Genomic DNA, 5,755 nt, shown 5'->3' on the forward strand with positions numbered 1-5,755 from the left:
AGTTGATTACTTTTAACCAAATTATCTATTGCGTGACGTGTTAAATTATTTTCCATAAGCCATTTATGAGTGGCTATTAAACCCTCGGGCATTATTTCATATAACTCTTTTCTTCGTATTACATTTAAAGCCATAATTTAAAAGCTTAGCTTATTGCGGTGTTAATCGCCGTTATTCAAAGGTAATATAAATTATTTAATTTACGTGAATTTATTTCAACGGCAATAATCGCCGTTATTTTCCATTAAATTAAATACTGCTCTTTAAATTAAATTAGCGAAATGAAGCAAACGGCAGCACCGGCTTTAGGAATACTTCGACTAAATAAGGTTTTTGTTCAGTCTGAATCTATATACCAATAAATCATGAAAAAAGTTTAGTGTTTTTTTTGTTTTCTATTATTCTACTATTTCGGAGGAATGCTTTTGTGGGCATACAAAAACTTTTATGCGGTGGGAAGCGGTGGCAATCGGAGAACTAAAACTTTATACCGGGCAGAGAAGAGTTCTTTTAGTTTTTTAGTTCTTTAGTTTTTTTGATTTTATCCGTTCTTACTAGTTTCCTTTTTTCATTTCATAATTTTTTTCTTCTTCCATTCGTAAGGTTATATTTGTAAAAAAAATCATTATGAGTTTACAAACAGAAGTATTTTTAAAGCTCTTAGAAATTTCTAAATTAAATCAAAAAGATTTTGGAAAGCTAACCGGCAAGCGACCAGAACGATTAAGTGAATGGAAGAATGAAAAGTATTCACCTACCATTAAACAGCTTGAATTGATGGCGGATAAATTAGGTTATCGATTGAAATTTGACTTGGTGAAAAAAAATAATGTCTTTTGAATGAAATCACCCTACTTTTAAAGAGAAGTGTTTTAAATTTCAATTTTCTACCGTTTTTATTTTTATCAGTTATCTAAAATTTCGTCCGGTTTATTGATTAAAGGATCTAACCAATCTGCTTTGTCATTTGCCCAATTTATCCATTCTTGTGTTTCTGGGTTTAGATTATTCGTATTGATTTCTTTTTGTTTCACCGCTTCAATATACTGGCGGATCATAAGGGTTTTGTTGTATTGCTCGGATAGTTTGACTAATCTATTAAATTTTTCTACTTCTTCATCTCTACGTTTTTTTATTTCGGCTTTACGTTTTTGTTCTTCTTCCCATTCTAAATTAGCTATTCTAGACTTTTCTTCCCATTCTTTTTCTCTTTCCGCAATAAGTTCTAATTTGGCCACAATCCTAGCTAACATTCCTTCTAATTTAACTTTGCCATCACGCCATTCTCTTTCACCAGAATATTTACCCACTTTAAAAATAAATTCTCCCGTTGGAACATATTCTGATGTTCCATAAATAGTTGTTGGTGGAATACGTTTTGATACTTCCCTTAAATCAATCTCGATGTTTATCCCATCAATTTGTACGCAATCATGACCATACTCTTTTGACATCGTATGACCTCTATATCGGATTAACTTTGTGAATGTATCCATGAATCTTAATGCTCTCTCTCTGTTGTTTTTTTCAACTCTGATTGGGTAGGTAATTCTATTGTCCTCGCGATATGAGGTGAACGAAATTTTACCTTTCCAATATTGACGGGTTTGTTTTGTTAGAATATCCGGTTTTGTTATTTCATCAGGAACAATTAAAGGAGCGTTTGGGTCGTTCTCTATTTCTTTGGTTCTGATGGTTAAGGGGGTTTGGTCTATATTAACTGAACTTCCTTCTTCTCTTAATGGCAAAACAATTTTGTCTACGCCACCGAAAACCGGATTGAGCTTTTCAATTTTTACTTTTTTATTATATTGACGTTTTAACCAATATCCGTTTTGAGGTATCGGAATTTCAAATTGTTTGCAAATTTTTTTAAAACCTTCTCTGGAAAGTGCGTACTTCTGCGTAAGATTGGACATTGTTGTGGACCAAACCAGGTCGTATAGTTCTTTTCTTGTTAATTCGATAGTTTTCATATTAACAACGATTTACGGGAATAAAATTAATTATTATTGTGGTAACTATTTATACACTACTGCCAAAAAGAATTACGTAAAAAAATGTACAAAAATTAATAAATAAAAAAAAATGTCTACTTTTGTAACAGAAAATGGTTGCCAAAAAAATACATTTAAAATTCAAACAAACAACATCATGGAAGCAACAACTGGATTAGTTATTAAAGGACTCCGAGAAAGATATGGCTATACACAAGAAAAATTAGCCAATTTTCTTGATGTAAAAAGAGAGATGATTAGTTTTTACGAAACTAATGAGCGAGAAGTTCCTTTGGAATTTTTAGAAAAATTATCTGATTTGTTTGGAGTGGAATTATCTATTTTTTTTAGTGAAACCGTTGAAGAAGCCATGGCGGAGGTTGTATTTGCTTTTAGAAAAGACTCTGTTACAGAAAATGATATGGAAAAGCTTTCAGCGTTCGGTAAGATTGTAAAAATATATTAAGATTAATCGTTTGTATCATGGCTTATAATGAGAAAATATTAGAGGCTAGAGCCAACAAGTTCCGAAGAGAATTGGGATTAGGAACCGAGACCTCTCTTGATCTTGAAAAACTTTTATTGACTTTAGGTGTTTTAACTGTCTATAAACCCTTGGAAAGTAAATTTTCCGGAATGGCACTTAAGAACAATAAATCATTATTCATGTTGATTAATTCGGCTGTTTCTATAGGTAGACAAAACTTTACCATTGGTCATGAATTATATCATCTCTTTATTCAAAATGATTTTAATTTCCAGATGTGTAATGCCGGAACCTTTGATAAAAAAGATAAAGAAGAATATAATGCTGATGTATTTAGTTCGTTTCTTCTAATGCCACGAGATGCTTTATCGAAACAGATTCCGGAAAAAGAATTAGAATGGGGCGAAAAAGTATCATTGGCTACTATTATAAAAATGGAACACTATTTTGGTGTATCCAGAGCTGCACTTTTGCTTAGACTAGGTAGAGAAAAATATATTCATTACGATGATTACAAGCACTACTTAATGGGTGTCAAAAAAAGTGCTGTTGAACATGGTTATCCGACAAAGTTGTATGAGAAAAGCGATGAAGAAAAAGTTATAGGTGATTATGGTACAAAAGTTAAAGCACTTTATGATGTTGATAAAATTTCAGAGAGTCACTATCATTCTTTGATGCTTGATATAGGTTTAGATATTGATGATCCAAAATTTAATGATCATGGGGAAGAAAACTAGTACTGAGCCCAGAATATTATTGGATTGTGATGTCATCATCCATTACACTAAAGCCGGTCAACAATTGCTTTTACCGAAAATATTCCCGGACCGTTTTGTTATTTTGGACAAGGTGAAAGCCGAGTTAGATAAGCGAAAACAAAGCATAGTTTCATTATCGAATTTTTTAGTATGGTCAAAAATACCCGTCATACCTTTTCCAAATCAGAAGGAAATTATTATTGAATATGCCCGATTAAAAACCACAATGGGTGATGGGGAGGCTGCTTGTTTGGCTGTAGCTAAACACACTAAAGATTATATTGCCAGCAGCAATTTGAAAGATATAAAAGACTATTGTGCTTATTATGGTATTGTTTATTTGACTACGATGGATATTCTTTTAGAGGGTTATCAAAAAGGCGTTATTACAGAGGCTCAATGCAACGCTTTTATTAACGAGGTAAAATCAAAAGACAGCAAATTGATACATGGTATTGATACTATTAAGCAGTATGAACAAATGAAAAAAAAATAACTGCCGCAAAATGAGTAATGGCGTATGCGTGATTCTTATAACCCACTGAATGAAAAAGCTATTGTTTGTCTCAAATCTACTTGAGTTACCGTTTTTGGAAACACTGCTAAATTGGTAAACGGAATAGCCTTAACCGTAGCGGTTGTAACGGCAATAGCTTTGATTTCAAAAGCATTGAAATAATGTTTATTAAGCCCATTCATTTATGAAGAATAGGCTTTTGCTTTTTCTAGCATTGGGAAGAATTGGTTATATAAATGTAAAATGACATATTTTAGTATCGATCCAATATATTATTAATCAAAATTTCTATTTAACTGTATTTCTTTTTTGGTTAGAGAAACATTCCCGTCTTCTTTTAAATCCTCATTATTTGGTGCACTGGCTTGTTTTGCTCTACTATTAGCCCATTTACGCAAAAACTCAATTTGTTCTTTCATTGTCATTGATAAAGGAACGGTATCTTTAATTGCATTTAAAAGATGAATAATTTGAAGTTTTGGATCATCCGGATTATCTGTATAAGCAGTAAACATAGCTTCTTTTACACATTCTTCAATTTCAGCCCCATTAAATCCAATTGATTCTTTTGCTAGTACATCTAAACCAAAAGTTTCTGCTTTTTGGTTATTTTTAGCTAAATGAATTGAAAAAATACTTTTTCTGTCTTCAGCTGAAGGTAAATCAACAAAAAATATTTCATCAAATCTTCCTTTTCTCAATAATTCAGGCGGTAATTGAGATATATCATTTGCGGTTGCAACAATAAAAACTGGTTGTGTTTTCTCTTGCATCCATGTAAGTATTGTAGAAAATATTCTAGCTGTTGTTCCACCATCTGTAGAACCACTACTTTGAACACCAGAAAGTCCTTTTTCAATTTCATCTATCCATAAAACGCATGGTGCCACTGCTTCTGCTGTAGCAATTGCTCTTCTTATATTATTTTCGCTACTACCTACTTCTCCTTGAAATACCCTACCCATATCAAGTCTTAGAAGAGGCATATTCCATAACGAAGCGATACATTTAGCAGTTAAACTTTTACCACAACCGGGTACACCTAGAAGTAATAATCCTTTAGGTTCTGACAAACCCCATGTTTGAGCTTTAAAATCGAAAGCTTGTTTTCTTTTTTCAAGCCAATCCTTAAGGTTACTCATCCCACCGATATTTTTTAGACTGTCATTGACTTGATAATAATCTAACAAACCACTTTTTTTGATAATTTGTTCTTTTTCAAAAGCAACAGTCCTAGGAGAATTAATTCCCATATTATCTTTTACTGCTGCCAAACAATATGCCAAATCGGCTTCCATAACTGTCATTCCTAATGCAGAATCTATCAATTTTTTTCTAAGGTTATCATCAATTTCTGTTTTTACATTTTTTGCAACAGCATTCAGAACTTTTTCTAAATCTACTCTGCCAGGAAGAGGTAATTCTATAACTGTAATATATTTTTCAAGTTCAACAGGTAAAACTAATATTGAAGAAACAATAATAATATGTTTTCTATAAAATCTTAATTTTTCTGCTAATTGTCTTAATTGAATTTTAATGTTTCTTTCATTAATGAAATCATGAAAATCTTCTAAAAGATAAATTTCAGAACCTTCTTTTTCAGTTTGGGAAGCAATATGTTTTAATAATTGTTCAGGTTCCTCTATGTTATCTATTGAATTTAATCCACCATCAGTTAAATCTCTTTCAGACAAACCATCTACACAATTCCATTCATAAAAATGATACTCTTTATTTAATTTCTTTGCAACACCTATCAACTTTTGTTTAGTTCTATCATATTCGAAAGTTGTTAAATACAAAATAGGATAATATGCTTTTAGCATATCTTGTATTTGACTATATGAATCGGTATTTGATTTAGTAATTTGTCCCATTATTTCTTATTTATTGAAATTGTTCTTTTATTTTCGCAAAAAGTCTTGTGTTTGTATTTTAGAGGAATTTCTTTCCCTTCAATTGTTCTACTATTACCTAAGTTTCTCTCCAA

7 protein-coding genes are annotated in these 5,755 nt (G+C 31.5%); 4 read left to right on the forward strand and 3 right to left on the reverse strand.

Translation table 11 applies throughout. The annotated features are described in order from the left end of the window. Positions 1 to 627: 627 nt before the first annotated feature. Positions 628 to 840, forward strand: a complete 213-nt coding sequence (locus C0512_RS14380) for a helix-turn-helix transcriptional regulator (RefSeq protein WP_290862773.1) — start codon at positions 628 to 630, stop codon at positions 838 to 840. A 65-nt stretch (positions 841 to 905) separates the two neighbouring features. Here the strand turns inward: C0512_RS14380 and C0512_RS14385 are convergent, their stop codons facing one another. Beyond that, positions 906 to 1,976, reverse strand: coding sequence for a hypothetical protein (locus C0512_RS14385; protein ID WP_290862775.1), 1,071 nt, complete (start codon positions 1,974 to 1,976; stop codon positions 906 to 908). Positions 1,977 to 2,088: 112 nt separating this feature from the next. Between C0512_RS14385 and C0512_RS14390 the strand changes: the two genes are divergently transcribed. Genes C0512_RS14390 through C0512_RS14400 form a run of 3 tightly spaced genes read left to right on the forward strand, consistent with a single transcriptional unit; the run spans position 2,089 to position 3,741 of the window. Further along, entirely contained in the window at positions 2,089 to 2,463 is a 375-nt protein-coding gene (locus C0512_RS14390) for a helix-turn-helix transcriptional regulator (RefSeq protein WP_290862777.1), read from the forward strand. Positions 2,464 to 2,480: 17 nt separating this feature from the next. Beyond that, positions 2,481 to 3,224 (forward strand): ImmA/IrrE family metallo-endopeptidase, encoded by a 744-nt coding sequence (locus tag C0512_RS14395; RefSeq protein ID WP_290862780.1) that lies wholly within the window; start codon positions 2,481 to 2,483, stop codon positions 3,222 to 3,224. Further along, positions 3,208 to 3,741, forward strand: coding sequence for a hypothetical protein (locus C0512_RS14400; protein ID WP_290862782.1), 534 nt, complete (start codon positions 3,208 to 3,210; stop codon positions 3,739 to 3,741). Before C0512_RS14395 ends, C0512_RS14400 begins: the two co-directional genes overlap by 17 nt. A 35-nt stretch (positions 3,742 to 3,776) precedes the next feature. Here C0512_RS14400 and C0512_RS14405 read toward each other — a convergent pair whose 3' ends face one another. After that, complete coding sequence (locus tag C0512_RS14405; protein ID WP_290862784.1) at positions 3,777 to 3,944, reverse strand: hypothetical protein; 168 nt, start codon at positions 3,942 to 3,944, stop codon at positions 3,777 to 3,779. Positions 3,945 to 4,037: 93 nt separating this feature from the next. Further along, on the reverse strand, positions 4,038 to 5,642 hold the full coding sequence (locus C0512_RS14410; RefSeq protein ID WP_290862786.1) for an AAA family ATPase: 1,605 nt from the start codon (positions 5,640 to 5,642) through the stop codon (positions 4,038 to 4,040). Positions 5,643 to 5,755: the final 113 nt, after the last annotated feature.

This window comes from Flavobacterium sp., assembly GCF_013822155.1.
GTDB lineage: Bacteria > Bacteroidota > Bacteroidia > Flavobacteriales > Flavobacteriaceae > Flavobacterium.